This is a genomic window from Pseudomonas argentinensis, assembly GCF_001839655.2.
In the GTDB taxonomy this organism is placed as follows: Bacteria; Pseudomonadota; Gammaproteobacteria; order Pseudomonadales; family Pseudomonadaceae; genus Aquipseudomonas; species Aquipseudomonas argentinensis_B.
Genome location: NZ_CP056087.1, coordinates 1,944,065 through 1,967,832, shown reverse-complemented (window position 1 = coordinate 1,967,832; position 23,768 = coordinate 1,944,065). Strand labels below are relative to the sequence as shown.

Annotated in this window: 25 protein-coding genes, 1 tRNA gene and 1 pseudogene; 9 read left to right on the top strand and 18 right to left on the bottom strand. The window is 63.3% G+C overall.

The window, feature by feature from the left end:
* Nucleotides 1–72: 72 nt before the first annotated feature.
* Entirely contained in the window at nucleotides 73–411 is a 339-nt protein-coding gene (locus SA190iCDA_RS08730; RefSeq protein ID WP_070887862.1) for a tryptophan synthase subunit beta, read from the top strand.
* Here the strand turns inward: SA190iCDA_RS08730 and lapD are convergent, their stop codons facing one another.
* The 3 genes from lapD to SA190iCDA_RS08715 all read right to left on the bottom strand — a co-directional run bounded on the left by lapD (nucleotide 412) and on the right by SA190iCDA_RS08715 (nucleotide 3,632).
* Nucleotides 412–2,343 carry a cyclic di-GMP receptor LapD gene (gene lapD / locus SA190iCDA_RS08725; protein WP_070887863.1) on the bottom strand — a complete coding sequence of 644 codons (1,932 nt, stop codon included), beginning with the start codon at nucleotides 2,341–2,343 and terminating at the stop codon, nucleotides 412–414. It lies immediately after the preceding gene.
* A gap of 20 nt (nucleotides 2,344–2,363) precedes the next feature.
* On the bottom strand, nucleotides 2,364–3,005 hold the full coding sequence (gene lapG / locus SA190iCDA_RS08720) for a cysteine protease LapG (protein ID WP_419203911.1): 642 nt from the start codon (nucleotides 3,003–3,005) through the stop codon (nucleotides 2,364–2,366).
* 171 nt (nucleotides 3,006–3,176) lie between these two features.
* Nucleotides 3,177–3,632 (bottom strand): hypothetical protein, encoded by a 456-nt coding sequence (locus tag SA190iCDA_RS08715; RefSeq protein WP_070887864.1) that lies wholly within the window; start codon nucleotides 3,630–3,632, stop codon nucleotides 3,177–3,179.
* A gap of 410 nt (nucleotides 3,633–4,042) precedes the next feature.
* Here SA190iCDA_RS08715 and SA190iCDA_RS08710 point away from each other — a divergent pair, with 410 nt between their 5' ends.
* From SA190iCDA_RS08710 to SA190iCDA_RS08690, 5 genes are all read left to right on the top strand, one after another.
* Entirely contained in the window at nucleotides 4,043–4,195 is a 153-nt protein-coding gene (locus SA190iCDA_RS08710) for a hypothetical protein (RefSeq protein WP_236101131.1), read from the top strand.
* Nucleotides 4,192–4,401, top strand: a complete 210-nt coding sequence (locus tag SA190iCDA_RS08705; RefSeq protein WP_070887865.1) for a cysteine-rich CWC family protein — start codon at nucleotides 4,192–4,194, stop codon at nucleotides 4,399–4,401. Before SA190iCDA_RS08710 ends, SA190iCDA_RS08705 begins: the two co-directional genes overlap by 4 nt.
* A gap of 3 nt (nucleotides 4,402–4,404) precedes the next feature.
* Nucleotides 4,405–5,097: a pseudouridine synthase gene (locus SA190iCDA_RS08700; RefSeq protein WP_070887866.1), complete on the top strand. Its 693-nt coding sequence runs from the start codon at nucleotides 4,405–4,407 to the stop codon at nucleotides 5,095–5,097.
* Nucleotides 5,098–5,323: 226 nt separating this feature from the next.
* Nucleotides 5,324–6,202: an alpha/beta fold hydrolase gene (locus SA190iCDA_RS08695; protein ID WP_070887867.1), complete on the top strand. Its 879-nt coding sequence runs from the start codon at nucleotides 5,324–5,326 to the stop codon at nucleotides 6,200–6,202.
* 95 nt (nucleotides 6,203–6,297) lie between these two features.
* A tRNA-Gly gene (locus tag SA190iCDA_RS08690) sits at nucleotides 6,298–6,371 on the top strand.
* Nucleotides 6,372–6,449: 78 nt separating this feature from the next.
* Here SA190iCDA_RS08690 and nadS read toward each other — a convergent pair.
* Together nadS and SA190iCDA_RS08680 are read right to left on the bottom strand one after the other, a co-directional pair.
* Entirely contained in the window at nucleotides 6,450–6,737 is a 288-nt protein-coding gene (nadS, locus tag SA190iCDA_RS08685; RefSeq protein ID WP_070887868.1) for a NadS family protein, read from the bottom strand.
* 5 nt (nucleotides 6,738–6,742) lie between these two features.
* Nucleotides 6,743–7,058: pseudogene (locus SA190iCDA_RS08680) on the bottom strand (type II toxin-antitoxin system RelE/ParE family toxin).
* A 303-nt stretch (nucleotides 7,059–7,361) separates the two neighbouring features.
* Here SA190iCDA_RS08680 and SA190iCDA_RS08675 point away from each other — a divergent pair.
* The 3 genes from SA190iCDA_RS08675 to SA190iCDA_RS08665 are packed head-to-tail and all read left to right on the top strand — an operon-like array spanning nucleotide 7,362 to nucleotide 10,313.
* Entirely contained in the window at nucleotides 7,362–8,462 is a 1,101-nt protein-coding gene (locus SA190iCDA_RS08675) for an ABC transporter substrate-binding protein (RefSeq protein ID WP_070887869.1), read from the top strand.
* Nucleotides 8,455–9,525, top strand: a complete 1,071-nt coding sequence (locus tag SA190iCDA_RS08670; RefSeq protein ID WP_070887870.1) for a FecCD family ABC transporter permease — start codon at nucleotides 8,455–8,457, stop codon at nucleotides 9,523–9,525. Before SA190iCDA_RS08675 ends, SA190iCDA_RS08670 begins: the two co-directional genes overlap by 8 nt.
* The gene (locus SA190iCDA_RS08665) at nucleotides 9,522–10,313 is read left to right on the top strand and encodes an ABC transporter ATP-binding protein (RefSeq protein ID WP_070887871.1); all 792 of its coding nucleotides are present in this window, start codon (nucleotides 9,522–9,524) and stop codon (nucleotides 10,311–10,313) included. Before SA190iCDA_RS08670 ends, SA190iCDA_RS08665 begins: the two co-directional genes overlap by 4 nt.
* 251 nt (nucleotides 10,314–10,564) lie before the next feature.
* Here SA190iCDA_RS08665 and SA190iCDA_RS08660 read toward each other — a convergent pair whose 3' ends face one another.
* From SA190iCDA_RS08660 to fdx, 13 genes are all read right to left on the bottom strand, one after another.
* On the bottom strand, nucleotides 10,565–12,679 hold the full coding sequence (locus SA190iCDA_RS08660) for a TonB-dependent siderophore receptor (RefSeq protein WP_070887872.1): 2,115 nt from the start codon (nucleotides 12,677–12,679) through the stop codon (nucleotides 10,565–10,567).
* A gap of 149 nt (nucleotides 12,680–12,828) precedes the next feature.
* On the bottom strand, nucleotides 12,829–13,506 hold the full coding sequence (locus tag SA190iCDA_RS08655; RefSeq protein WP_070887873.1) for a type 1 glutamine amidotransferase domain-containing protein: 678 nt from the start codon (nucleotides 13,504–13,506) through the stop codon (nucleotides 12,829–12,831).
* A 197-nt stretch (nucleotides 13,507–13,703) separates the two neighbouring features.
* Complete coding sequence (der, locus tag SA190iCDA_RS08650; protein WP_070887874.1) at nucleotides 13,704–15,176, bottom strand: ribosome biogenesis GTPase Der; 1,473 nt, start codon at nucleotides 15,174–15,176, stop codon at nucleotides 13,704–13,706.
* A 259-nt stretch (nucleotides 15,177–15,435) separates the two neighbouring features.
* Nucleotides 15,436–16,587 carry an outer membrane protein assembly factor BamB gene (gene bamB / locus SA190iCDA_RS08645; RefSeq protein ID WP_070887875.1) on the bottom strand — a complete coding sequence of 384 codons (1,152 nt, stop codon included), beginning with the start codon at nucleotides 16,585–16,587 and terminating at the stop codon, nucleotides 15,436–15,438.
* The gene (locus tag SA190iCDA_RS08640) at nucleotides 16,580–17,218 is read right to left on the bottom strand and encodes a tetratricopeptide repeat protein (protein ID WP_070887970.1); all 639 of its coding nucleotides are present in this window, start codon (nucleotides 17,216–17,218) and stop codon (nucleotides 16,580–16,582) included. Before SA190iCDA_RS08640 ends, bamB begins: the two co-directional genes overlap by 8 nt.
* Before the next feature lie 33 nt (nucleotides 17,219–17,251).
* Nucleotides 17,252–18,541, bottom strand: coding sequence for a histidine--tRNA ligase (gene hisS, locus SA190iCDA_RS08635; protein WP_070887876.1), 1,290 nt, complete (start codon nucleotides 18,539–18,541; stop codon nucleotides 17,252–17,254).
* A 20-nt stretch (nucleotides 18,542–18,561) separates the two neighbouring features.
* On the bottom strand, nucleotides 18,562–19,674 hold the full coding sequence (gene ispG, locus SA190iCDA_RS08630) for a flavodoxin-dependent (E)-4-hydroxy-3-methylbut-2-enyl-diphosphate synthase (protein ID WP_070887877.1): 1,113 nt from the start codon (nucleotides 19,672–19,674) through the stop codon (nucleotides 18,562–18,564).
* Nucleotide 19,675: 1 nt separating this feature from the next.
* Nucleotides 19,676–20,695 carry a RodZ domain-containing protein gene (locus SA190iCDA_RS08625; RefSeq protein ID WP_070887878.1) on the bottom strand — a complete coding sequence of 340 codons (1,020 nt, stop codon included), beginning with the start codon at nucleotides 20,693–20,695 and terminating at the stop codon, nucleotides 19,676–19,678.
* The gene (gene pilW, locus SA190iCDA_RS08620) at nucleotides 20,692–21,456 is read right to left on the bottom strand and encodes a type IV pilus biogenesis/stability protein PilW (protein ID WP_070887879.1); all 765 of its coding nucleotides are present in this window, start codon (nucleotides 21,454–21,456) and stop codon (nucleotides 20,692–20,694) included. The genes SA190iCDA_RS08625 and pilW overlap by 4 nt, the downstream gene beginning before the upstream one ends.
* Before the next feature lie 10 nt (nucleotides 21,457–21,466).
* Complete coding sequence (rlmN, locus tag SA190iCDA_RS08615; RefSeq protein WP_070887880.1) at nucleotides 21,467–22,615, bottom strand: 23S rRNA (adenine(2503)-C(2))-methyltransferase RlmN; 1,149 nt, start codon at nucleotides 22,613–22,615, stop codon at nucleotides 21,467–21,469.
* A gap of 24 nt (nucleotides 22,616–22,639) precedes the next feature.
* The gene (ndk, locus tag SA190iCDA_RS08610) at nucleotides 22,640–23,071 is read right to left on the bottom strand and encodes a nucleoside-diphosphate kinase (RefSeq protein WP_013792385.1); all 432 of its coding nucleotides are present in this window, start codon (nucleotides 23,069–23,071) and stop codon (nucleotides 22,640–22,642) included.
* A 139-nt stretch (nucleotides 23,072–23,210) separates the two neighbouring features.
* Complete coding sequence (iscX, locus tag SA190iCDA_RS08605; protein WP_013792386.1) at nucleotides 23,211–23,411, bottom strand: Fe-S cluster assembly protein IscX; 201 nt, start codon at nucleotides 23,409–23,411, stop codon at nucleotides 23,211–23,213.
* A gap of 15 nt (nucleotides 23,412–23,426) precedes the next feature.
* On the bottom strand, nucleotides 23,427–23,768 hold the full coding sequence (gene fdx / locus SA190iCDA_RS08600; protein ID WP_070887881.1) for an ISC system 2Fe-2S type ferredoxin: 342 nt from the start codon (nucleotides 23,766–23,768) through the stop codon (nucleotides 23,427–23,429).

Below are 23,768 nucleotides of genomic sequence, written 5' to 3'. Positions count from 1 at the left end.
AGGCCAATGCCCCGCCACACTTTCGTGGCGGGGCATTAGGGTCTGTTGCAGACAGGTTTATCGGAGAAGGCCGTGTTCTACATAAAACGTAATGCCGAAGGCGAACTGCTGCGCGTGCAGCCCGAACCCTTCGAAGGAATGAACGGCGAACTGCCGGCCGATAGCGAAGAAGCCCGGGCCTGGTTTTCCAACCAGAACGTGGAAAGCAGCCTGCTGCAACTCAAGCAGAGCGACCTGGACATGATCCGCGTACTCGAGGACTTGATCGACGTGCTGATCAAGAAAGGCGTGGTGCGTATCACCGATCTACCGGACGCAGCCCAGAGCAAGCTGATGGGTCGCAGCCGAGCGCGCGATGCACTCGGCGGCATGAACCGTTTGATCAACGACGAAGAGCGCGGCCTGATCTGATCAGGCCCAGGCAGCCGGCTCGCTGAACAGGCGCCCCTGCACGCCGCTGACACCCATGGTGCGCAACACTTCCCACTCACCACGGGTTTCCACCCGTTCGGCGATCAACGGCAGGTCGATGCTGTTGGCCGCGCGCTGCATGGCCTCAATGAACAGGCGCTTATCGCCTTCCTGATCGATGCCGCGGATAAAGCTGCCATCCACCTTCAGGTAGGCCAGACCGAGCTTGGCCAGGTTACCGATCATGCTGAAGCGCCCACCGAAGTGCTGCAGGCCAAGCTCGACACCGAGGCTGCGCAGCTTGCGGGTAATCGCCTCGAGCTCCGTGGAGCCCGGCAGCTGGCCTTCGTCCAGCTCCAGAATCAGACGGCCGCTGGCCGCCGGATGCAGGCGCAGGCGCTCGTAGACTTGCTGCAGGGCCAGTGGATCACGCACAGTGATGCCCGACAAACTCAGTGCCACCGGCCCTTCATGATTGGCGAGCTGCGCCAGCAAGGCGTCGAGCATCACCAGATCCAGGCGAGCGGTCCAGCCGAAGCGCTCCAGCCACGGCAGGAACTGGCCGGCCGGGATGGTCTCGCCATGCTCGTCGAGCAAGCGCGCCAGCACCTTGTTATGCAGCACCTGAGTGGGATCGGCAGCGTTGACCACCGGCTGCACGTACTGCAGGAAACGCCCTTGCTCCAGGGCGCTGTCCAGCAGGCGGTGCCAATCGTTGCGCTCGTTGTTGGCAGCTACCTGCTGACGATGCCCGACGAACGCCCAGTGGCTGCGGCCATTGCTGACGGCCTCGGCCAGTGCGGCATCCAGCGCGCTGTAGAGCTCGCTGCTGCTCGCCCCCGGCGCGAAGGTGGTGATGCCGATATGGGCGACCGGCGAGCAATCGCTGGCACCGGTCTGCTGCAACGACAGCAATGCACTGCACAGCTGCTCGGCCAATTGCTCGGCTTCATGGCGATCGACGCCGCCGGCCAGCAAGGCGAATTCGCCGCCGCGGTTACGCGCCAGCAGAAAACGTCCCTGGCTGACCTGCTGCAGCTGCTCGGCCACCGCCTTGAGCAATTGGTCGGTACGCTGCCCGCCGATACGCTGGTTCAGCCCGATCAGGTCATTGACCCGCAACAGCATCAGCACACCGCTGCTGGCCCGCTCCTCTCCGGTCAGGCGGGCCTGCAGGTCGAGGTCGAAATAGCGACGGTTGGCCAGGCCGGTCAGGCTGTCCTGGTAGGCTTCGGCATGCAGCTTCTCGCTACGTGAGGCTTCCTCGTCGAACAGCGTCTTGAGCTTCTCCACCATCTGGTTCATGGCGTTTACCACCCGGCGAAACTCGGGAGTGCGCGGCAGGTTCGGCGCGCTGAGAAACTCGCGGCGGGCGATGGCGTTGGACTGCTCGACCATGTATTCCAGCGGGCGCAGTTGGCGCTTGAGCAGCAGCACGCCTAGGATGATGCACAGCAGGCTGATCAGCGCCAGCCACAGGAAGGTGGCGTAGGCGGTCTGCCACAATTTGGCGATGGCGAAATACGGGTGGCTGACCACCTCGACACGGGCCGCCTGATTCCAGCCGTCACTGACGATGGCGTCGCCCTGGGCCGGCGCCAGGTTGACCAGATCGGCGAACCACTGCGGCGCACCCCGGCCCAGGCTCGGGCCGGAGCGCTCGACCAGCACCTTTTCATCCGGGCCGATCACCCGGATGCTCTCGAAATAGCCACTGTCGAAAATCGAGCTGACCATCAGTTCCAGCATCGCGGGGTCGTCCAGGTGCGAGCCGAGCGACAGACCCAGTGCCGTCGCCGCGTCCTGCGCGTGGGAGCGCAGCTGGTTGACCTGCTGCTCGCGCGAGCTCTCCACGTTGACCACGACGCTGCCGGCGAAACTCACCAGCATCAGCACGCAGATGGCGACACACAACTGCTTGAACAGTGACATGCACAACTCCTCGCTACGCCTTAAGGGAACCCTTCGGCGCGCATCTTCTTCAACAAATCCTGCCAGCGCGAAAGGCGCTTGCTGTCTCCCACCTGCTTGCCGCCAGCCGGCCCGGGCACCCACAGCCCTTCGGCATTGAAGGCATACACGGGCACCAGGTCACGCCGCTCGGTAGCGGGCTCGATGGCATCGATCAGGTTATCCAGTACCAGGGGTACCGAGGTGGGGGTCGGGTAATAGGTCAGCACCATATGTGCCTGGTTGAGGCGCACCGCCTTGACGTAGGTGATGCGCAGCTTTTCGCTCGGCACGCCCAGCTCACGCAGGCTGAAGTACTTGGCGATGGCGTAATCTTCGCAATCGGCGGCGCCGCGCATCAGCGCTTCGACGGGCGTCGCCCAGTAGTCGGCAACGCCCCAGATTTGCTGGTCGTCACGAAAGCGCAGTTGCAGGTTGAAAAACCGGTTCACGGCCATGAGCTTGGCGGCTTCGGGGGCGTTGCGCTGCTCGTCGAGCAGCCGTTGCCAGGCATCGATGCGCGGTTTGCCGGCGCCCAATGGGCCATACAGTTGCTCGGCACGGGCGGCGATACGCTGGAAATCCCACTGCGCCTGCAGGCCGCCAGCCACCAGCGACAGGGCGAGCAGCCACGCCACCAGCAACGGCCAGCGATAACGAAGTGAGAGAACGCCAGAACCGCCGATTGGCACGACAATGCTTCCAGACACGCAACGCCGTCATGGTGCGGCGCGGGCACGCAAAAAACAATTGCCAGATGCCACTACAGGCGACGAACGTGCCGATGCGCACCGCGGTACGCATCGGCACGGCTGTTAGCGCTCGCGCATGGGCATGCCCTGAATGCGCCGCGGCGCCTCGCGCTGCTGCCATTGCGGCGGCGAATAGCGTTGGCGTTGCTGTTGCTGGAAGTGATGGCGCTGCCCTTCCCAACCCGGCCGCGGTGCCGGGCGGTAGTCACGGCGATTGCGGTCGTGCCGGCCGTAATAGCGTTGGTCATAGCCCGGTGGGTTGTAATGACGCGGCGGCGGTGGCGGCGCGTAATACCTGGGCGGCGGTGCATGGTAGACGGGCGGTGCGTAGCGCCGGCCGTAGCGACGATCCTCATAGACGTAAACGCGGGGTGCGCCATACACCTCGGTGCGCTCCACATAGGTGCCCGGGTGGTACTGGCGTTCGTAGTAGCGATTGCCATAGCGACTGTCGCCATACACGGCGCAACCGGTCAGCGAGAAACCCAACAACGCAACGAGCATGGATTTACGAATCATGAGCGGCCTCCTTCGACCGCGAATCACGCACCGGCGGCTGCCGATACCGGGGTGTCCCCAGCGCATCAGACAATCTCGGCTACGGCGAATCCGCTCCACTCGTCGGTAAGGGGCTACAAATGATTTCAGCGGTGGCCGCTGCAACGCTCAACACCATGCGCCGAGACCGCGCAGCCAATTCTGATGTTTGTGCAACCGGGCGCCGCGGTGCGCGCCGGCCAGCGGGTGGCCGTTATCGAACAGGCGTGAACGCCTCGGCCAACGTCAAGCCAGACCGAGCAACGCGAACACCAGGCTTCGCGCCGCTCGGCTTGCGCCTTGGGCATAGCCCACCTAGCATTGCGGCCACCCCTCGAGAAGCCAGCACCATGCCGTCACCGTCTGCCCAAACCATCAGCGTTCGCTTGCGGATGCTCAGCCTGCTGGATCGGCTCGCCGACGCTTGGCCCGCCACCTCGGCCGCCGGCCACGGCTCGATCGTTAACCGGGTCACCAATAGCGGGCTGCCGCCCTGCGCAGACACCCTCTTTGCAAAAATTCACAGCAACCTGGTAGCCCAATGAACACCAGCCTGTGCCCCGCCTGCGGCCAGCCCAACCGCTGTGCCCAGGCCGCGAGCGACAACGAGGTGACGCACTGCTGGTGCTTCGCAGTCGAGGTCCAGCCGCAAGCGCTGCAAGAACTACCGCCCGAGGCCTTGAACCGTGCCTGCCTGTGCCCGCGCTGCGCGGGGGCCGTGCACATCACCGCTTCTCGAGAGCTCGACTGAACCATGCGCCTGGATCGTTTCCTCAGCAATTTCCCGCGCTTCAGCCGGCAGGACAGCCGCCTGCTGATCAGCATCGGCCGCCTGCGCGTGGACGGTGAGATCATCGTTGATCCACGCTTCGATATCCGCGACTTCCAGCGTGTGGAGCTGGACGACGAACTGCTGCAGGCCGGGCGCAGCGCGCGCTACTGGATGTTGCACAAACCGGTCGGCGTGGTCAGCGCCACCGAGCACGACGAACACCGCACCGTACTCGACCTGCTCGATGAGCCGGACAAGCACGAGCTGCACCTGGCCGGGCGCCTGGACCTCAACACCAGCGGCCTGCTCCTGATAACCAACGACGGGCGCTGGTCGCGGCGCATCACCCAGCCGCAAGAGCGCAAACCCAAGGTCTATCACGTCACCACCGAGCAACCGATCACCGACGAGTACGCCGAGGTCTTCGCCCGCGGCCTGTACTTCGCCTTCGAGGGTCTCACCACCCTGCCCGCCGAGCTCGAGGTGCTGGACAGCCACCACGCCCGGCTGACCCTGTTCGAAGGGCGCTACCATCAGGTCAAGCGCATGTTCGGCCACTTCCGTAACCGCGTCGTCGCCCTGCACCGCGAGCGTATGGGCGAGATCGTTCTCGATCCGCAACTGGCGCCCGGCCTGTACCGCGCCCTCAGCGCGGCAGAAATCGCCAGCGTGTGAACTGCCGCCGCCGAGTGGCCTGGGTGCCGCGCAAAACCGACTGGTGAGATGAGCGCATGCCCAAGCCCGTTACCTCAAAGCCCTGAAACCTCCGCTAACCAGCCAATCACAAGATCCTCCAGCCTGACATTGCCTTGTCATGTCCAGGCGCTTTCCTAGCTAGGCGACTGGCCCGGTTTACGTTCGCCGTCAGCCTCGTTCACCTTTTGCGCCCGGAGGAATCCATATGAAGCCAGCAATCGCTGTCATCGACGTGCACAGGACGTACAAGGTACACACGGAGTTTCACGCCAACCCTTCGGCGCAGAAGACCATCATCTTGGTCAACGGCTCGCTGGCGACCACCGCCTCCTTCGCGCAGACGGTCAAGTACCTCGGCACCCGCTTCAACGTGGTGCTCTTCGACCAGCCCTACGCCGGCCAGTCGCGGGCGCACAACCGCAACGACCACTGCATCAGCAAGGAAGACGAAGCGGCGATCCTGCTCGACCTGATCGACCACTACGGGGCCCATTACCTGATGTCGTTTTCCTGGGGCGGCATAGCCAGCATGCTGGCCCTCACCGAGCGCCCGCCTACGCTGGAAAAGGCCGTGTTCGCCTCGTTCTCGCCCATTCTCAACGAACCGATGCTCGGCTACCTGGGCCGCGCCCTGATGTGCCTGAGCCAGCAGGACGGCGACAAGGTCGGTCACCTGATCAACGACACCATCGGCAAGCACCTGCCGTCGCTGTTCAAACGCTACAACCACAAGCACACCAGCCGCCTGACTGCCCATGAATACCGGCAGATGAACGCCCATGTGCAACAGGTGCTGCGCATGCAGGCCCACTGTCATATGGATCGCCTGGGCGGCATCGACATCCCGCTGCTGTTCATCAACGGCGAACTCGACGAATACACCGCCGCCGCCGACGCCCGCCTGATGGCCCGCTACATCAACGACTGCCACTTCGCCACGGTCAGCAACGCCGGCCACTTTATCGACATGGAACACAAGGGCGCCTGGCTGCAGACCCAGAACGCCCTGCTCGGCTTTCTGCAACACCACACCACCAGCAAACGCTTCAGCGTCCACCCCGGCCTGCACGCCATGGCCGTATAAGGCGCAGCAGAGCAGCCGGCATTGCCCCGGCTGATCACCAAACGGCAACGCGGACTTCATTTCGCCGGCGGATTCGGGTATAAAGGCGCCCTCAAGCGGGCTTCGTATAATGGCATTACCTGAGCTTCCCAAGCTCATGACGAGGGTTCGATTCCCTTAGCCCGCTCCAGATCAGAAACATTAAAGCCCTGTTTTTACAGGGCTTTTTTGTGGGCGGCGTTTGGGACTGTCGAAGAAGTGTCGAAATCTAGACGGACAGTGCCTGGATGACGTGCTTGGGGTCGTTGTGGATAGCGCGCAGCAACGCCTTGGCCGGGCCGGTCGGTTCGCGGCGGCCTTGTTCCCAGTTGCGCAGGGTGCCGAGCTGCACATCGATCATGGCCGCGAACTTGGCTTGAGTGAGGCCAGTGGCCTTGCGGATCTCTTTCACCTGCAGGGCATCCACGGTGAACTCCCTGGATGGCTGGCGTTCGCCCCGGTGAATCTCGTCCATCTGCTGAACGCTTTCCAGCAGGTCGTCGAAGAACTTGTTCATGGTGATTACCTCCACCGATCGATAATTTGCTTGAGCACTTTGCGCTCATCGGCTGACAGATCATCCTTCTCGTTCTTCGGGTAGATCAGCAACAGCGCAATCTGCGAAGCGGACGTGAAGTGATAGTAGATGACCCTGGACCCACCACGTTTTGCCATGGCCGCTTGAGGCCACTCGCACCTTGCGGATTCCGCGCGTGCCTTCGATCACATCGCCCATATCTGGCCGCTCTGCCAGGGCTCGTTGAAATGAGCCGTAGCTGTCGTCAGCCAGCAGCTCTTTCAAGCGTTTGGTGAAAATCGGAGTTTCGATAAAGATTATGCGCGATAGTACGCCAATGGCGTATCTCCCTTCAATTGGCTGCCGGAGGGTAGCTGCGTGATATCCCTTTTGCAGCCTAGCCAACCACAAGCATTCTGGTGCCGAAACCGCTGCAGCGCGGCCGCAGCGGAAAGCGTGTAAAATCCGCGCGCACACGAGTACGGCAGGGGCATCGCGTAAGCTGAAGAAGGGTTCGAATCCCTTACTCACCTTCCCCACCAAAGCCCTGCCTTCGCAGAGCTTTTCGCGCCACTCTGGCCCAACGGCAACCAGCACCCCACGGTAAAAACGGACAACAAGACGATGAGCAAGCAACGCGCTTACCCGCTAGTAGTAATGGTTATCGCTTTTCTTCTTTCTAGCCTTTGTCGCGCCGAGCAGGTGGTCGATGTGCTGGGCCGTAGTGTGACGGTGACCTTGCCAGCCAAACGGGTGGTGCTGGGGTTCAACTTCGAGGATTACGCAGCCGTCGGTGGCGAAAAGGCGTTCGACTCGGTGGTGGGGATTTCCCGCGGGGCCTGGGAGCGCAAGGTGCCGGAGAACTGGAAGCGTTATGTCGCGCACTACCCGAAGCTGGACACCCTGGCCGATATCGGCGAGGTGGAAACCCAGAGTTTTTCGGTCGAGAAGGTGCTAAGCCTGGAGCCGGATCTGCTGGTGCTTACCGACTGGCAATTCCAGGCACTGCCCGATGAGGTCGCGCGGCTGGAGAAGGCCGGCGTGCCGGTGCTGGTGATCGACTACAACGCCCAGACCCTGGAGCGCCACGTGAATTCCACCCTGCTGCTCGGTGAAGTGACCGGCCAGCAGGCCCGCGCCCGTGAGCTAGCGGACCTGTACAGCGCGGCGGTCAAGGATATCGACTCGCGCATCGCCAAGGCCAACAAGCCCAAGCCACGCATCTATATCGAGTTCGGCAACAAGGGCCCGGCCGAGTACTCCTTCACCTACGGCAAGAACATGTGGGGCGCGATGGCCATCGCGGTCGGTGGTGACAATATCGCCGCGCCCTACGTGCGCGACTGGGGCCAGATCAACCCGGAGCAGGTGCTGGTCGCGCGCCCCGAGGTGATCATCATTTCCGGCCGAGAAGACAACACCAACCCCACCGCCCTGTCCATGGGCCCTGGCGTGGACGAGGCCACGGCGCGCAAGCAGCTGCAGGCCTTCGCCTCGCGCCCGGGCTGGGCGGAACTGCCGGCGATTCGTGACGGTCGTTTGTACGGCGTTTACCAGGGCAGCTCGCGCAGCCTGGGCGACTTCACCATGCTGCAGTTCATTGCTAAGCAGCTGTACCCGGATATCTTTGCCGACCTGAACCCGATGGCCAACTACGAGAATTACTACCGCAAGTACCTGCCGATCCTGCTCGAGGGCACCTATGCCATCAGCGCCCATGAATAAGCCGGAAACCGTGGTGGCAGCTGCGGTCGAGCGCAATGCCATCGCCGAACACCGCCTGCGCGAGCGCAAGCGCTGGCGCAACTGCCTGCTGTTCACCCTGCTATGCAGCGCCTGCCTGGTGCTGGATATCGCCACCGGGCCGTCGATGCTCTCACCGTGGGACGTGCTGCGCTCGCTGCTGGATATCGGCGAGCGCCCGGCGATGACCGACACCATCGTCCATGACCTGCGCCTGCCCGTGGCGCTGATGGCCCTGGCGGTCGGCGCTTCCCTCGGCGCTGGTGGCGCGCAGATGCAGACCCTGCTCAACAACCCCATGGCCAGCCCCTACACCCTGGGCATGGCCGCCGCGGCCGGCTTTGGCGCGGCGCTGAGCCTGGCCTTTGGCAGCTTCGGGCTGGGCCCGCTGATCGGCGTGCCGCTGGGCGCCTTCGCCTGTTCGATGCTGGCGGTGGTGTTCCTGTTTGCCCTGGCCACCCTGCGCCACGCCGGCAGCCACACCATCATCCTCGGCGGCATCGCCATGCTGTTCCTGTTCCAGTCGCTGCTATCGCTGGTGCAGTTCCTGTCCTCGCCGGAGCTGTCGCAGCAGATCCTCTTCTGGTTGTTCGGCAACCTCGGCAAGGCGACCTGGACGACCCTCGGCATCACCGCCGGCGTGACCCTGCTGTGCTGCGTGATCCTGATGGGCGATGCCTGGAAGCTGGCGGCCCTGAGCCTTGGCGAAACCCGCGCGGTGAGCCTGGGCGTGAACATCCGCGTGCTGCGCCTGAAGATCCTGATTCTGGTGGCGGTGATGACCGCCACGGCGACCAGCTTCGTCGGTGTGATCGGTTTCGTCGGCCTGGTGTCGCCGCATATCGCGCGAATGCTGGTCGGCGAGGATCAGCGCTTTCTGCTGCCGCTGTCGGCCATCTGCGGCGCCTTCATGCTGTCGGCGGCGTCGGTGCTGTCCAAATCCATCGTGCCGGGCGCGCTGTTTCCCATCGGCATCGTCACCGCCATCGTCGGCGTGCCGTTCCTGCTCTGGCTGATCTTCGCCCCCCAGCGAGGCCGCACATGATCCAGCTCGACAACCTCGCCCTCGCCCGCTCCGGGCGCACCATCCTGCATGGCCTGAGTACCACCCTGGAGCCGGGCGCCATCCACGTGGTGCTGGGCCCCAACGGCACCGGCAAGACCACCCTGCTGCGCGCCATGGCCGGCGACCTGCCGCTGGCCGGCGGCGCCATCACCCATGGCGAACACCGCCGCGGCGCCCAGGCGCCAGGGCGACGCGTACTGGAAGCCTGGCGCCGCGACTTCACCTATATGCCCCAGGATTGCAGCACCGAGGTGTCGCTGTCGGTGCTCGAAGTGGTGGTGCTGGGCAATCTCGGCCAGATCGGCCTGCGCCTCGATGACGCACTGCTGCAGCGCGCCATGGAAAAGCTCTCCCAGGTCGGTATCGCCCACCTGGCCGGGCGCAGCATCGGCTCGCTCAGCGGCGGGCAGCGGCAGATGGCGTTCTTCGCCCAGGTACTGATGCGCGAACCCGAGGTGATGCTGCTCGACGAGCCGGTCAGCGCCCTGGACCTGCGCCACCAGATCGCCCTGCTCGACCGCGTGCGCCAGGAAACGCGCAGCCGCAACCTGGTGACCGTGGTGGTGCTGCACGACCTGAACCTGGCCTGCCAGTACGCCGACAACCTGCTGGTGCTGGTCGACGGCAAACTGGCGGCCAGCGGCCACCCAGGCGAGATCGTCACCGCAGAGTTGCTGCAGCGCACCTATGGCGTGGCGGTGGATATCTTGAAAGACCGTCAGGGGCGCCCGGTGGTGCAACCGCTAAGCGCTCAGGCCTTCGCCTGAGAACCTCTTCACGATCTTTATGCGCATGAAGCGACAACTACAAGGCAGAAGCGGCCGTTCGTGCTGCGATTTCAAACCTGCTCACATCGGTGGGCTGAAGCGGATCGCCGCCCGGCCCACCCTACGAGGCTGGCACGATCTGTAGGGTGGGCTTTAGCCCACCACTGCAAATGATCGCTTGCGCCACTTAGCTGCCAAAATCGACGAATCGGGCCTGAACGATCATGAACAGGTTCTAGCGCCACGGGTTATCAGAAGGTGTAGGTGAAGCCGGTCTGCACGGTGCGCGGCTCGCCCGGGTAGGCGTAGGCGTTGAACGATCCTTCCTCGTAACCCTTGTTGAACAGGTTGCGCACGTCCAGGTTCAGCCGCAGCTGCTCGTTGACCTTGTAGAAGCTCAGCAGGTCGGTAACCGTGTAATCGCTCATCGTGTAGGTGGTTGCGGCCGTCTGCCCGGCACGGTCATCCACGTACTTGAGGTTGGCACCCAGCCCCAGGCCACGCCAGACCCCATCGCGAAACTCGTAGACGCTCAGGAGGTTGAAGGCGTTACGCGGGATATTCGCCAGGCGGGTTCCCTTAGGCAGTGAGTTGTCACGCGTGACCTCGGCATCCACATAGGCGTAGCCGCCGATCACCCGCCACTCCGGCGTCAGCTCACCGGCCACGTTGATCTCGAAACCACGGCTGCGCACTTCACCCGCGGCGATACGAAAGTTGGGATCGACCGGGTCGACTGTCTGCACGTTTTCCTTGATGGTATGGAACACCGCCGTATCGATATTCAGCAGGCCATCCAGCGCCGCCCACTTCATGCCGAGCTCGTAGGCCTTGCCTTCTTCGGGATCGAAACCACCGCTCAGGCGCGCCGCACCCGAGTTGGGTTTGAAGGATTTGGAGGCGTTCGCGTAGACGGCAACGCTATCGGTCAGGTCATAGATGACGCCGACACGCGGGGTCACTGCGTTGTCGGCCTTTTCCCAGTCTGCGTTGTTTACCCGTAGATCATCGTATTTGTGTTCGAAGCGCTCCAGGCGCACGCCGCCCAGCACCTTGAAGCGCTCGGTCAGGGCGATCTGGTCCTGCACGAACGCGGCCCAGGTTTTCAGGTTCTCGCGATCATGGGTCGTGATATTGCCGAGCGCGGGACGGGGCTGGCCGAGCACCGGATCGAAGATATTGATCGGGTAGGCGGCGGTGGAGCGATTGATGATTGAGCTGTAATCGTAATCTTCGTACTCGACCCCGGTGATCAGCGTGTGGGCCAGCCCCATCGTCTCGAAGTGGCCGGTCAGGTTGAGCTGGAAATCGTGATCGGTCCACTCCAGCTTGCGGTAGTTGAAGTTGCGATTCAGCGTCACGCCATCAGCGGCAATGCCGTTGGCCTCCACCGCGTTGCCCTTGAGCGAGCCGTCCAGGTACTGGTAACCGCCGGCCAACGACCAATCGTCATTGAGCTGATGCTCGAAGCGCAACTGCACCATGTCATTGTCGTTATGCAGCTTGTTGTCGGTGCCCTTCTCCCAGTAATAGGTGGAATGGCTGGGCTGCCCACGCTGACCCGGGTAGTGAGTCAGGCCACGGTCGAGCGGGTGGTTGTTACGCATGAAATCACCTTCGAAGGTGATGCGCGTGGCGTCGGACACCTGCCAGCTGAGCACCGGGGCGATGCCGTAGCGCTCGCTCTCCACATCGTCACGGAAGCTGTCGCCGCCCTCGCCCACCACGTTCAGGCGATAGGCCAGGCGGCCTTCTTCGTCCAGCGGGCCGCCCGTGTCCAGGGTGCCACGGCGCAGGCCCTGGTCGGTGAACTGGCTGCCGACTGTGGTGCGCTGCTCGTCCAGCGGCTGCTTGGTGACCACGTTGAAGGTGCCGCCGGGGTCGCCACGGCCATACAGCGTCGCCGCCGGGCCGCGCAGCACTTCCACGCGCTCCAGGGTGTTGGCGTCCGGCGAATTGGGATAGCCACGGTTGATCGGAAAACCGTTGCGGTAGAACTCGGCGGAGGTGAAGCCGCGCACCGTGAAGTTGGTCAGGCCCTGACCACCGAAGTTGTTGGCACGACCAACGCCACCAGCCTGGTCCAGTGCCTGCTGCAGGCGGGTGGCGGAGATGTCGTCGATCACGTCACGCGGTACCACGCTGACCGACTGGGGCGTTTCGTGCAGGGCGGTATCGGTGCGCGTGGCGCTGGCCGAGCGCGTCGCCGCATAGCCTTGCACGGGGCCGGTGGCGCTTTCTGCGCTGCCGGTAACGACGGAGTCGGGCAGTTCCAGCGTGCCGTCATCCGGCACGGTCAGCGAAGCGGCATGAATGCCGACGGAACACAGGGACAACAGGCAGATTGAAGCACGACTCCAGCGCATGAAAAGAAGGTCCAGATGGGAGGGGCCGCGATCATAATCCAACTGCGATTCACTCACAATTGCATTAAATAATCACCTACAGGCCCTTCCCTCACAACCGTTTCATGCGTGGCTGCAGCGCCAGGAGGTGGCGCCAGCGTTGCCAAGGCCTACTTGAGCTTGGCCAGCAGCGCCTCGGCGGCGGCTTCCGAACTGGCCGGGTTCTGGCCGGTGACCAGCTTGCCATCCTCGATCACGAAGGAGCCCCAGTCCTCGCCCTTTTCATACTGGCCGCCCAGTTTCTGGAACTCGTCTTCGATCAGGAATGGCACCACGTCGGTCAGTTGCACGCCGGCTTCTTCACTGTTGCTGAAACCGGTGACCCGCCGGCCCTTGATCAGCGGGCTGCCATCGGCCGCCTTGACGTGGCGCAGCGCACCCGGCGCGTGGCAGACGAAACCGATGGGTTTGCCGGCGCGTTCGAAGGCTTCGATCAGGGCAATCGACTCGCGCGACTCGGCCAGGTCCCACAGCGGGCCGTGGCCACCCGGGTAGAACACCGTATCGAAATCCTGCTGGTTAACCGAATCCAGCTTCACGGTGCTGGCCAGCTCACGCTGCGCCTCGGCGTCGGCCTTGAAGCGGCGTGTAGCGTCGGTCTGCGCGTCGGGCGCATCGCTTTTCGGATCCAGCGGCGGCTGGCCACCGGCCGGCGAGGCGAGCACGACGGTGGCGCCGGCATCCTTGAACACGTAGTAAGGCGCCGCGAATTCTTCGAGCCAGAAGCCGGTTTTCGCGCCGGTGTTGCCGAGCTGATCATGGGAGGTCAGCACCATCAAAACATTCATCATGACTCCTTGCTTGTGGCGATGGGGTTCTGGGTTAGTGGCTTGAAACGGCGCAGAGTGCCCCAGCTTTTTCGTTCATGACCGGTAGCGGCAACGGAACGATGCCCATGACGATTGGTGGGAGCCGCCAGAACGAAAAAGGGGTAGCTACTGCTGTAGCTACCCCTCCTTCAACACCTGCTGATTACCAGGAGCTGTCAGCGCTTGTCCTTGCGCTTTTTCTCGGCCTTCTTGTGGTGGCTCATCAGGCGGCGCTTCTTGTTCACCTGGCGATCGGTCAGGGTGTTCTTGTTGCCTTCATAGGGGTTTTCGCCACCCTTGTACTCGATGCGGATCGGCGTGCCGACCAGCTTGAGCACACGACGGTAGGTGTTTTCCAGGTAACGGGAGTAGGCACGCGGCACGGCGTCGACCTGGTTACCGTGGATCACGATCAGCGGCGGGTTGGCGCCCCCCAGGTGGGCGTAGCGCAGCTTGATGCGGCGACCGTTGACCAGCGGCGGCTGGTGCTCCTGCACGGCATCCTCGAGGATCTGCGTGAGGCGGCTGGTCGGCCAGCGGGTGATCGCCGACTTGAACGAGGCCTGCACCGACTTGTACAAGTGACCAACGCCGGTGCCATGTAGCGCCGAGATGAAGTGGATATCGGCGAAGTCGACGAAGAACAGCCGGCGCTGCAGCTCGGTCTTCACGTAGTCACGCTCGCTGGGCTCCATGCCGTCCCACTTGTTCAGGGCGATGACCAGGGCGCGGCCACTCTCGAGCACGAAGCCGAGCAGATTGAGATCGTGGTCGACCACCCCTTCACGGGCGTCCATGACGAATACCACCACGTTGGAGTCCTGGATGGCCTGCAGCGTCTTGACCACCGAGAACTTCTCCACCGCCTCGAAGATCTTGCCGCGGCGGCGCACGCCAGCGGTGTCGATCAGCGTGTACTTCTCGTCATCACGCTCGAAGGGAATGTAGATGCTGTCGCGGGTGGTGCCGGCCTGATCGTAGACGATGACCCGGTCTTCCCCGAGCATGCGGTTGACCAGGGTCGACTTGCCGACGTTGGGGCGGCCGATGATGGCCAGCTTGATGCCGTCCTTCTCGCTCGGGCCGGGAATGCGCTTGGCTTCCTCGCCCTCGGCGACCACTTCGGCCTCCTCGCTCTCTTCCGGCTCGCCGGCATCCTTGGGAAAGCTGCCCAGGGCGGCTTCGAGCATCTGGGTGATGCCACGGCCATGGGCACCGGCGATCGGCAGGGCTTCGCCCATACCCAGGGGCGAGAACTCGGCGCGGGCCAGGTCCGGATCGAGGTTGTCCACCTTGTTGACCACCAGGAAGCTGCGCTTGTTGCGCTTGCGCAGGTGCTCGCCAATCATCTGGTCGGAGGCGGACAACCCGGCACGGGCGTCGACCAGGAACAGCACGGCGTCGGCTTCCTCGATGGCCTGCAGGGACTGCTCGGCCATCTTAGCGTCGATGCCTTCCTCGTCACCGGAGATACCCCCGGTGTCGATCACGATATAGGTGCGCCCCTGCCACTTGGCCTCGCCGTACTGGCGGTCGCGGGTCAGACCCGAAAGGTCCCCGACGATCGCGTCGCGGGTGCGGGTCAGGCGGTTGAACAAGGTGGATTTGCCGACGTTCGGCCGGCCCACCAGGGCAATTACGGGAACCATTCGGCTCTCCACTTCGTTATTTCAAAAAATACAAAAGCCGCTGCACAGGCAGCGGCCACAAATCTCGCACCAGGCTGCGTGCGAAAAGTCCCCGAGCGAAGGTCAGGCGAGGCAAAAATCGGTGAGGACGCGGAGTTTACGAGCTGTAAATGAGCAGTCCGAACCGATTTTTAACGAAGCATCACCGAGCGCAGGTACTTTTCGTAGACAGCCTAGCTGCTCTGCTCGCCTGGCGCTGCCAGACCAGCAGGGCCGGGGCTCACTTGATGGTCAGGGCCACCAGCTTGCCACCGTTACCGAAGGCATACAGCCAGTCGCCAACCACCAGAGGGCGCGCACGCAGGCCGTCGCTGTCGATACGGGTACGACCGACGAAGCGTCCATCGACCTGGCTGATCAGGTGCAGGTAGCCTTCCAGATCACCAAAGGCGACGTAGCTGGAGAACACCGCAGGCGACGACAGCTGGCGGCGTGCCAGGGCGTCGTTGTTCCACAGTGCCGACGCCGAACGCTCGTCGATGCTTTCCACGGTGCCACTGGCCAGTGTCACGTACACGTTACCGAAGCCCTGGGCCACACCCATGGAGCTGGACGCCTCGCGTTGCCAGATCACCCGACCGCTCTGCAGGTCCAGTGCCGCGACGCGGCCCTGGTAGGTGACCACGTACAGCTGGCCACCGGAGAGCAGCAGGCCGCCATCGATATCGACGATGCGGTCGAGCTCGGAACGGCCCTGGGGAATGGCCACGCGCTGTTCCCAGACCGGGATGCCGCGCTGCGCGTCCAGGGCGATGACCTTGCCGCTGGACAGGCCTGCGATGGCCAGCTGATTGGTCAGCAGCGGACTGCCGGTGCCGCGCAGGGTCAGCACCGCCGGGGTGTTCTCGAAGATCCAGCGTTGCTGGCCGCTGTAGGCATCCAGCGCGACGAGGGTGTCATCCTGGGTCTGCACCAGCACGGTGTCGCTGCTGATGGCCGGGGCGGACAGCACTTCGCTCGGCACGCGGGCGCGCCACTTCTCTTCACCGCTGGACGAATCCAGGGCGATCACTTCACCCTTGAGGGTGCCGACCACGACCATGCCATAGCCAGCCGCCACGGCACCGGAAACCGGAACGTCCAGCTCCTGCTTCCAGGCGACCTTGCCGGTCATGCGGTCCATGGCCACGATCAGGCCTTCAACGTCGGCGGCGAAGATCTGCTCGCCATCGACCACCGGCTCGAGCATGTTGTAGATGTCGCCCTGACCGTTACCGATCGAGCGGCTCCACTCTTTCTGCAGCTTCACTTCCTCGGTGAACTTGGGAAGCTCGGCAGGCGGCAGTTCTTTCTTGCTGTTGCTGCTGCAACCCACGGCCAGAACGGCCAGGGCCAGCAGTGCGGCATTCTTCCAACGCATCACGTCATGCATCCCCTTTGGCCAGGTCGTCGATCTTCAACTGCAGACCACCGACGGCAGCTTCTTCAGCCAACGCGCCCTTGGCTTTCACATAGGCGGCATGGGCGTCGTCGGTACGACCCAGCTTCACCAGCAGGTCACCCCGGAGCTCTTCACGGCTGGCCTGGAAGGCCTGATCGGCGTCGCCGTCGAGCAGCTTGAGCGCTTCGTCGGCTTTGTCCTGGGCGGCCAGTACACGGGCCAGACGCTGACGAGCGAGCTCGCCCAGGGTCTCGTTGGCCGGCTTGTCGACCACGCTGCGCAACTCAGTCGCCGCGTCGTCCAGCTTGCCGGATTCGACCGCGACCTTGGCCACGAACAGGCTGCCGTACTGGGCGTACTGGGTGCCGCCGAAGTCTTTCTTCAGCTCACCGGCAAGGGCGGCCACCTTGGCGGCGTCCGGCTGACCGCTGGGGGTCATGGCCGACTCCAGCAGCTGCTGATAGATCACCGATGCGCCCTGCGCCTGGTTGGTCTGATACTTCTGCCAACCCTGCCAGCCGAATACCGCGATCAGCGCCAGGGCGCCGCCCGCCAGCAATGGCTTGCCGTTACGATTCCACCAGTCTTTCAGGCCGGCCAGTTCATCATCATCGCTGTTCAACGCCACCCCAATACTCCTTAATCGCTAAATCGCTCAAGCCTGCTGGATGCAGGATGCCAGATGGTCGGCAAGATCCGACCAGGCAATGCTTTGTTGTTCGCTGTCGTCACGCAAAGGTTTGCAACCTACCACGCGCTTGGCCAGTTCGTCCTCACCGAGAATCAGAGCATACAGCGCGCCGCTCTTGTCGGCCTTCTTGAACTGGCTCTTGAAGCTGCCACCACCGGCATTGACCAGCAGACGCAGCCCCGGAACCTGATTACGTATGTCCTCGGCCAGTGCCAGTGCCGCCAGCTCGGCCGCCTCGCCGAAGGCGCAGATAAAGGCATCGGCCGGGCGGTTCAACTCGGCGGGTACGCACTGCAGGGTTTCGAGCAGCAGCACCAGACGCTCGACACCCATGGCAAAGCCCACGCCCGGGGTCGGCTTGCCGCCGAACTGGGTGATCAGCCCGTCGTAACGGCCACCGGCGCACACGGTGCCCTGGGAGCCGAGCTTGTCGGTCACCCACTCGAACACGGTGCGGCCGTAGTAATCCAGGCCACGCACCAGCTTCGGGTTGATCTCGTATTTGATGCCGACGGCATCCAGACGCGCCTTGAGGCCTTCGAAGTGCTCGCGGGACTCGTCGTCCAGATAGTCGTGCAGCGTCGGGGCATCGGCGAGCAACGCCTGGGTCTGGGCATTCTTGCTGTCGAGGATGCGCAGCGGGTTGGTGGTCAGGCGCCGCTGGCTGTCTTCGTCGAGTTGGTCGAAGCGCTCGCGCAGGTAGGCCACCAGCGCATCACGGTACACACCGCGGGCTTCGCTGGAACCCAGGCTGTTGAGCTGCAGAGTCACCGCATCGCCCAGACCCAGTTGCTTCCACAGGCGCCAGGTCAGGGTGATCAGCTCGGCATCGATGTCCGGCCCGGGCAGGTTGAAGACTTCCACGCCGATCTGGTGGAACTGGCGATAACGGCCCTTCTGCGGCTTCTCGTAACGGAACATCGGGCCCGCGTACCAAAGCTTCTGCACCTGACCGCCACCGGTCAGGCCATGCTCGAGCACGGCGCGCACGCAGCCGGCGGTGCCTTCCGGGCGCAGGGTCAGGGATTCGTTGTTGCGGTCGAGAAAGGTGTACATCTCCTTGTCGACCACGTCCGTGCCTTCACCGATGCCGCGGGCGAACAAGTCGGTGAACTCGAGGATCGGCAGGCGGATTTCCTGATAGCCGTAGCTGTCCAGCAAGGCCGCCAGGGTGGTTTCCAGGTAACGCCAGGCCGGGGTCTGCTGCGGCAGGATATCGTTCATGCCACGAATGGCTTGCAGGGACTTGCTCACTTGTTTTCCTTAAGCACGGATCAGCCGCGCACGATCACGGCCGCATCGGCTGCGGCCTTCTCGGCCGCCTTTTCGCGAATCAGCTTTTCCAGCTCATCCACCAGGTTGGTATTGGTCAGCTTGGAAGCCGGCTTGCCATCGATGTACACCAGGTTGTTCGGCGTGCCACCGGTCAGGCCGATATGGGCTTCCTTGGCTTCGCCGGGGCCGTTGACCACGCAGCCGATCACCGCCACGTCCAGCGGCACCAGCAGGTCCTCGACCCGGGTTTCCAGCTCGTTCATGGTCTTGACCACGTCGAAGTTCTGGCGCGAGCAGCTCGGGCAGGCGATGAAGTTGATGCCCCGCGAGCGCAGGCGCAGCGACTTGAGGATATCGAAACCGACCTTGATCTCTTCCACCGGATCGGCAGCCAGGGAGATGCGGATGGTGTCGCCGATACCGTCGGCCAACAGCATGCCCAGGCCCACCGAGGACTTCACGGTACCGGAGCGCAGGCCGCCGGCTTCGGTGATGCCCAGGTGCAGGGGCTGCTCGATCTGCTTGGCCAGCAGGCGATAGGCTTCGACGGCCATGAACACGTCGGAGGCCTTCACGCTAACCTTGAAATCGGGGAAATTCAAACGGTCGAGATGCTCGACATGGCGCAGCGCCGACTCGACCAGCGCCTCGGGCGTCGGCTCACCGTATTTTTTCTGCAGGTCCTTTTCCAGGGAGCCGGCGTTGACGCCGATGCGAATCGGAATCCCCTTGTCGCGCGCCGCCTCGACCACCGCCTTGACGCGATCCTCACGGCCGATGTTGCCCGGGTTGATGCGCAGGCAGTCGACGCCCAGCTCGGCCACCCGCAGGGCGATCTGGTAGTCAAAATGGATGTCGGCCACCAGCGGCAGGTTGACCTGCTGCTTGATGCGCCCGAAGGCCTCGGCGGCGTCCATGTCCGGTACCGAGACGCGCACGATGTCGGCACCGGCCGCCTCGAGGCGACGGATCTGCTCGACGGTGGCGGCGACATCATTGGTGTCGGTGTTGGTCATGCTCTGTACGGCAATCGGGGCATCGCCGCCGACCGGTACCGAGCCGACCCAGATCTTGCGAGAGAGCCGACGTTTGATCGGTGATTCACCGTGCATATTACTGCCCACCCAACTTCAAGCGTGCGGTTTCACCGGAGATATGCGGCGTCACATCGACAGCAGCACCGTTGTAGGTCACCTGGGCGCCGCGGGCAAAGCCCAGGCGCAGTTCCATGGGCGCCTGGCCACGTACATCCAGGCTGTCACCGCCGCGTTTCAAGCCGCTGGCGACCACCTTGCCATTGGCATCGGTCACCTGGATCCAGCAATCGGCGGTGAATTTCATGCTGACCAAGCCTTCGCCGGCAGCGACCGGGGCCTGGGGCTGAGCGGCTGCGGTGGCAGGCGCCTGGGCAGCCGGTGCGGCTGGCGCCACAGGTGCAGTCGATTCGGCAGGCGCAGCAGGAGCCTGCTCAGCGGGCGCGGCCTGGCCAGCTGGCGGGTTCTGCTCCAGTAGTTCGGTAGCGGTGGCCGGCGGCGTTTCGCTCGGGGCTTCCTCGGCCTGCTCGGCCGGAACCCCTGGCAACGGCAATTCGGTACCCTGATTCTGCGCCGCGGCGACGGCCTGGTCTTCCGGCTCGTCGAGCGGATGAATCTGGGTGCTGCCGTCGGCGCCGTCGACTTCGACATGGCCCAGGCCGACGTTCTTCAGGTCGTCGAGCTGCCAGCCCTGATCCTGCCACCAGTAGAAACAGGCGCCGCCAACGCCGAGCAGCAGCAAAAAGCTGACCAGGCGCAGGATGCTTTGCGAGTAGCGTGTCGGCTCCTCGATGCGGCCCAGCGCATGCACGCTGCTGCCGGTGGCGTTGCTGCCGGTGAACTGATCGAAGTCGGCCACCAGGGGCGCCTGCTCCAGGCCCAGCAACTTCGCGTAGGCGCGGATATAACCACGGGAGAAGGTGTTGCCCGGCAGTTTCTCGAACTCGCCAGCCTCCAGCTGGCTCAGGCGCATCGGCGTGAGGTTGAGCTGGGTGGCGACTTCCGCCACCGACCAGCCTCGGCTCTCACGCGCTGCACGCAGGGCTTCTCCAGGATTGACGCGATGAGCTGCTGCAACTTCGGGTTGGGCCGCTTTCATCTTTGCTCCGACAGATATTGCTGATATTCCGGCGTACCGGGATAAAGACGTTTCAACTGCAGGCCGAGGCTGGCAGCACGGTCACGATCTTCGAAGATCGTGGCCAGGCGCGCGCCCAGCAACAAGCTGCGGGCGTTCTGCTCGGAAATGGCGCTGAAGCTCTCGTAATAACTGCGCGCCGGCACGTATTCGCGATCTTCAAAGGAGAGATTGGCCATTTCCAGCAAGGCCCGCGGCTGGCGGCTGTTGAGGCGCAACGAACGCTCGAAATAGCCTTTGGCCTCCTGACGCCGGTTGAGCATCATGGCGGTCATGCCCATGTTCTCGAACACCCGGGCGCGCTCGGGATAGAGGCTGTCTTCGGCGGCCAGGCTGTAGCGCTCCATGGCTTCCTTGTAGCGCTTCTGCTCGAACAGGAAGCCGCCGTAGTTGTTCAGCAGACGTGCATCCCTGGGGTTCTTGGACAGCGACTTGCGAAAATGTTCATCGGCCAGCTTGGGCTCCATCTCGCGCTGGAACACCAGGGCCAGCACGGCATGGGCATCGGGAGCCGAGGAGTCGATATCCAGCGCGTTCTTCAGCGGCACCTTGGCCGGCCCGGTCTCGCCCTGCTGCAGATAACCGATGCCCAGCTGCACGAACGAGTCGTAGGCCTTCTTGCGCCCTTCAGGGGTTTTCATCGGGTCGACGTCGCCAGTGGATACGCACGCGGCGAGCAGACAGGCACCGAACAAGAACAGCAGGGAACGCAGCACGGTCATGGAGATCCTCTCAGTTACGGCTGGCGGTGGGACGCGCCGCCTCGGCATCGGCATTCAGCTGGCGCACGGCAATATAGCGCTCGCTACGACGGGTGCGGTCCATGACCTGGCCGACCAGTTGCCCGCAGGCAGCATCGATGTCCTCGCCACGGGTGGTACGCACCGTGACGTTGTGTCCGGCCTTCTGCAGAAGCTCCTGGAAACGGCGAATCGCATTGTTGCTAGGACGCTCGTAACCCGAATGGGGGAACGGGTTGAAGGGAATCAGGTTGATCTTGCAGGGCACGTCGGCCAGCAGCGCGACCATCTGCTCGGCGTGCTCGAGTTTATCGTTCACGTCCTTGAGCAGGGTGTATTCGACTGTTAGCACACGTTTCTCGCCGAGGCGGGAAACGTAGCGCTTGCAGGCGGCCAGCAGCATGTCCAGCGGGTACTTCTTGTTGATCGGTACCAGCTGGCTGCGCAGCTCGTCATTGGGCGCGTGCAGCGACAACGCCAGGGACACGTCGATGACCTCGGCGAGCTTGTCGATCATCGGCACCACGCCGGAAGTCGACAAGGTGACCTTGCGCTTGGAAATGCCGTAGCCCAGGTCGTCCATCATGATCTTCATGGCAGAGACGACGTTGTCGAAATTCAGCAGCGGCTCGCCCATGCCCATCATCACCACGTTGGTGATGGCACGGTCGATCTTCGCCGGCACGCTGCCGAACGACTTGTTGGCGATCCATACCTGGCCAATGATCTCGGCGCTGGTCAGGTCGCTGTTGAAACCTTGCTTGCCCGTGGAGCAGAAGCTGCAATCCAGAGCACAGCCCGCTTGCGAGGAAACGCACAGGGTGCCACGCCCGCCCTGGGGAATGTACACGGTCTCCACGCAGCTGCCCGACGCCACGCGCACTACCCACTTGCGCGTGCCATCGGAGGAAATGTCTTCGCTGACCACTTCGGGTCCGCGAATGTAGGCGGCGGCCTCGAGCTTCTCGCGCAAGGCCTTGCCGACATTGGTCATGGCGGCGAAATCATCGACGCCGAAGTGGTGAATCCACTTCATGACCTGACCGGCACGAAAGCGCTTCTCTCCGAGGCTGTCGAAGAACTGCTCCATTTCCGGCTGGGTCAGGCCCAGCAGGTTGATCTTGCCATTCGTGTCGGTCATGACGTCACCTTCGCACGCTTCGCCTTAGCGAATGCGAGCGTTGATCTCGGTAGCGGAGAAGAAGTAAGCGATTTCGCGAGCAGCGGAAGCTTCCGAGTCGGAACCGTGAACCGCGTTCTCGTCGATGGAAACGGCGAAGTCGGCACGGATGGTGCCGGCAGCGGCTTCTTTCGGGTTGGTGGCGCCCATCAGTTCACGGTTCTTGGCGATGGCGTTCTCGCCTTCCAGCACCTGAACGATAACCGGACCGGAGGTCATGAAGGCGACCAGATCCTTGAAGAAACCACGCTCGCTGTGCTCGGCGTAGAAGCCGGCCGCTTCGCGCTCGGACAGTTGCAGCTGCTTGGAAGCAACGATGCGCAGACCGGCTTCTTCGAAGCGAGTGGTGATCTTGCCGATCACGTTCTTAGCAACGGCATCCGGCTTGATGATGGAAAAGGTACGTTGAACAGCCATTGGGAAACTCCAGAAACGGTGGATTAAAGCCAAAAATTAAACCCGCGAATTATACGCGGGTTCCAGTCAAAAGCATAAGAGCGATGCCCCGAGGTGGCACCTGCTCGGCATAAAAGGCTGGATATCGTCCAGCCCACGCTTACTGCGCTTCTTCGATCCAGGCAGCCTGAATGGCTTCGAGGACCTTCTCGCCGCCGCGCTGCGGGTCGTCGGAAAACTCCGGCAGCTCGACCACCCAGCGGTGCAGCTGGACGAAATTGACATAACGGGGATCGACGTCCGGCTTGCTGTCGGCGAGCTGGATGGCGATTTCGAGCACATCAACCCATTTCAGGCTCATGTCGTGGTTTCCTGATCAGTGCGGCGCTTCAGCGGCGTGATTGAGCGAATACTTGGGGATCTCGACGGTGATGTCCTGCTCACCGACGATAGCCTGGCAGGCCAGGCGCGACTGCGCTTCCAGCCCCCAGGCCTTGTCCAGATAATCCTCTTCAAGTTCGTCGGCCTCGTTCAGCGAGTCGAACCCCTTGCGCACGATGCAGTGGCAGGTGGTGCAGGCACACACGCCGCCACAGGCGCTTTCCATCTCGATATGGTGCTCGTGGGCCAGTTCCAGAATCGAGGTACCGGAGGGCGCCTCGACCACCAGCCCTTCAGGGCAAAATTTCTCGTGGGGCAGAAAAGTTACCACGGGCAT

Bases quoted from the DNA above. Each gene is read 5' to 3' on its own strand.
- lapD (WP_070887863.1), bottom strand. From the start codon at position 2,343: ATGTCACTGTTCAAGCAGTTGTGTGTCGCCATCTGCGTGCTGATGCTG.
- SA190iCDA_RS08715 (WP_070887864.1), bottom strand. From the start codon at position 3,632: ATGATTCGTAAATCCATGCTCGTTGCGTTGTTGGGTTTCTCGCTGACC.
- SA190iCDA_RS08710 (WP_236101131.1), top strand. From the start codon at position 4,043: ATGCTCAGCCTGCTGGATCGGCTCGCCGACGCTTGGCCCGCCACCTCG.
- SA190iCDA_RS08705 (WP_070887865.1), top strand. From the start codon at position 4,192: ATGAACACCAGCCTGTGCCCCGCCTGCGGCCAGCCCAACCGCTGTGCC.
- SA190iCDA_RS08700 (WP_070887866.1), top strand. From the start codon at position 4,405: ATGCGCCTGGATCGTTTCCTCAGCAATTTCCCGCGCTTCAGCCGGCAG.
- SA190iCDA_RS08695 (WP_070887867.1), top strand. From the start codon at position 5,324: ATGAAGCCAGCAATCGCTGTCATCGACGTGCACAGGACGTACAAGGTA.
- nadS (WP_070887868.1), bottom strand. From the start codon at position 6,737: ATGAACAAGTTCTTCGACGACCTGCTGGAAAGCGTTCAGCAGATGGAC.
- SA190iCDA_RS08675 (WP_070887869.1), top strand. From the start codon at position 7,362: ATGAGCAAGCAACGCGCTTACCCGCTAGTAGTAATGGTTATCGCTTTT.
- SA190iCDA_RS08670 (WP_070887870.1), top strand. From the start codon at position 8,455: ATGAATAAGCCGGAAACCGTGGTGGCAGCTGCGGTCGAGCGCAATGCC.
- SA190iCDA_RS08665 (WP_070887871.1), top strand. From the start codon at position 9,522: ATGATCCAGCTCGACAACCTCGCCCTCGCCCGCTCCGGGCGCACCATC.
- SA190iCDA_RS08660 (WP_070887872.1), bottom strand. From the start codon at position 12,679: ATGCGCTGGAGTCGTGCTTCAATCTGCCTGTTGTCCCTGTGTTCCGTC.
- SA190iCDA_RS08655 (WP_070887873.1), bottom strand. From the start codon at position 13,506: ATGAATGTTTTGATGGTGCTGACCTCCCATGATCAGCTCGGCAACACC.
- der (WP_070887874.1), bottom strand. From the start codon at position 15,176: ATGGTTCCCGTAATTGCCCTGGTGGGCCGGCCGAACGTCGGCAAATCC.
- bamB (WP_070887875.1), bottom strand. From the start codon at position 16,587: ATGCATGACGTGATGCGTTGGAAGAATGCCGCACTGCTGGCCCTGGCC.
- ispG (WP_070887877.1), bottom strand. From the start codon at position 19,674: ATGCACGGTGAATCACCGATCAAACGTCGGCTCTCTCGCAAGATCTGG.
- SA190iCDA_RS08625 (WP_070887878.1), bottom strand. From the start codon at position 20,695: ATGAAAGCGGCCCAACCCGAAGTTGCAGCAGCTCATCGCGTCAATCCT.
- pilW (WP_070887879.1), bottom strand. From the start codon at position 21,456: ATGACCGTGCTGCGTTCCCTGCTGTTCTTGTTCGGTGCCTGTCTGCTC.
- rlmN (WP_070887880.1), bottom strand. From the start codon at position 22,615: ATGACCGACACGAATGGCAAGATCAACCTGCTGGGCCTGACCCAGCCG.
- ndk (WP_013792385.1), bottom strand. From the start codon at position 23,071: ATGGCTGTTCAACGTACCTTTTCCATCATCAAGCCGGATGCCGTTGCT.
- iscX (WP_013792386.1), bottom strand. From the start codon at position 23,411: ATGAGCCTGAAATGGGTTGATGTGCTCGAAATCGCCATCCAGCTCGCC.
- fdx (WP_070887881.1), bottom strand. From the start codon at position 23,768: ATGCCCGTGGTAACTTTTCTGCCCCACGAGAAATTTTGCCCTGAAGGG.